This is a genomic window from Chamaesiphon sp. VAR_48_metabat_403 (genome assembly GCF_031422475.1).
Taxonomy (GTDB): Bacteria; Cyanobacteriota; Cyanobacteriia; order Cyanobacteriales; family Chamaesiphonaceae; genus Chamaesiphon.
Map to the genome: position 1 here is coordinate 1 of NZ_JANPLS010000414.1, position 1,771 is coordinate 1,771.

The following is a 1,771-nucleotide window of genomic DNA, read 5'->3' on the forward strand; positions in this document are numbered from 1 at the left end:
CATTCTCGGCTGTACGATGGCGGGTGGTAGCTGTAGTCAACCTGGAGATATCAGTGGGGTGCTGAATGGCAATCTTTTGGGTGTATTATTTACACCCACCTTCATTCAAAACCATCAGCAGGAACTAGCCGAATTCCTCACCGCAACCACCCCATTCCACAGCCAAGGAGCAGCATTGCAGCGTCAGCTTCAAGCCTTTGCAACGCACGATACCTGCGATACTTTGGCTGACATCAAAGCACCGACGCTCGTTATTACTGGAGATCGAGATATTACGATACCTCCTTCAAATAGCAATCTACTAACAGCCAAAATTCCCAATGCTAAATTGGGAATAATTGCGGATGCCGCTCATGGATTTTCCTATAGTCATCCAGAGATCGCTACCAATTTGATTCATCTCTTTTTACAGCAACCACCTCATCTAGAGATAATGATTATGAAAGACCAACTTAAAGAAATTCTTAATACCTTTGGTGCTTATATTCAAGCCTTTAATTCACTAGAGCCAACGAAGGTTTTACCATTTTTTCATTTACCTGCAATGTTAATAACTTCAACTGAAGTCGCAGTTATGGAAAAGCCAATTGAGGTGTTGGGTGTATTTGCGATTTTGATGGATGATTTAAAACACAAAAACTTCAAAGAGAGTAAGATTATCGGCTCCCTGGAAGTTAAGCAACTCAGCGATAATCAAGGACAAGTTGTTGGAGTTGCGAAACGATTCGATCGATCGGACGCAGAAATCGAACACTTTGGCTTCACCTATACTCTCCGCAAGATTCAAGTTAAAGATAAAGATAAAATTGAAGAGAAATGGACGATTATTTCAGGCGTACTGTACGAACCGGAAATACTTTCTAATTCTAAATGATTCGATCGAGTAGTAAGCTAAAATGGTCAAAATCTCCGACTTCTCTAAGAGGATGTTTAAAAAGTTTTATTTGTTACAATCGCAGGCTGTCAATCCTCCTAAATCCCCCTTTTTAAGGGGGCTGGGGGGATTATTTATACTTTTCAAACACCCTCTAAGAAGTCGGGGATTTGGCTGTGCCGAGCTTATCTGAATTTATACAGATGCGATCGCCAGAATGAGATCGTTTTCGTTCCCATCGCCAGCTAATTTTTCACTGGGAAGATGGGTATATACGAACAGCCCAACTGCTTGTAAGTAGTTGGGATTGTGGGTTTAACGATCGCCATCCGAATGAGCTGTTTCCGTAACTTGAGGGGGTTCGCCTAATGGATGAACATTGACAATCTTGCCGCCCATTCGTACGATTTGTTGCATCTTTTCATTCATGCGGTTGTAAGGAACTTGTACGAAGGTATTCGCACTAGTCCGCACCCGAACATCGGATCGATCTCGATCCATTCCAGTGACTTCATAAACGAAGATTCGGTTATCTGCTGTAGCAGTAGAACCTCTGGAAAAGGGTAATTGTCCTAGCATTTAGTTCGACTCCTTTAGCTTGATAAAATCCAAATAGAAAGTAACGGGTAGGATAAAGATCCGATCGACGGTATTTATCCTTTAACCGATACTTTTCAACCAGCCTCTAAGCGATGGTAATACTAGCTACCTTGCCGCCAATCTTGTTGATGTACTGAAGCGTACTATTAAGTTGTTCGTAGAGCACGATAAACTCTTTGTTGCTCCGGCGCACGCGGGGATAACGGGGTAGACTGATACCGGATACTTCAATCCGATAGAGTCGGTTGGAATCGCCTTGGCTGGTACGTCCGAAGACGCGAGCGGGCATTGCGCTCC

The 1,771-nt window shown here is 43.2% G+C and carries 3 protein-coding genes; 1 reads left to right on the forward strand and 2 read right to left on the reverse strand.

The genetic code is table 11. The features are described from left to right. The coding region (locus RMO79_RS19765; RefSeq protein ID WP_310484979.1) for an alpha/beta hydrolase at positions 1 to 874 on the forward strand (874 nt) is incomplete at its 5' end. Between the two features lie 315 nt (positions 875 to 1,189). Here the strand turns inward: RMO79_RS19765 and RMO79_RS19770 are convergent. Next, complete coding sequence (locus RMO79_RS19770) at positions 1,190 to 1,453, reverse strand: phycobilisome linker polypeptide (RefSeq protein ID WP_310484981.1); 264 nt, start codon at positions 1,451 to 1,453, stop codon at positions 1,190 to 1,192. Positions 1,454 to 1,559: 106 nt separating this feature from the next. Further along, the coding region (locus RMO79_RS19775; protein WP_310484982.1) for a phycobilisome linker polypeptide at positions 1,560 to 1,771 on the reverse strand (212 nt) is incomplete at its 5' end.

Coding starts and splice junctions, on each gene's coding strand:
- RMO79_RS19770 (WP_310484981.1), bottom strand. CDS start 1,453: ATGCTAGGACAATTACCCTTTTCCAGAGGTTCTACTGCTACAGCAGAT.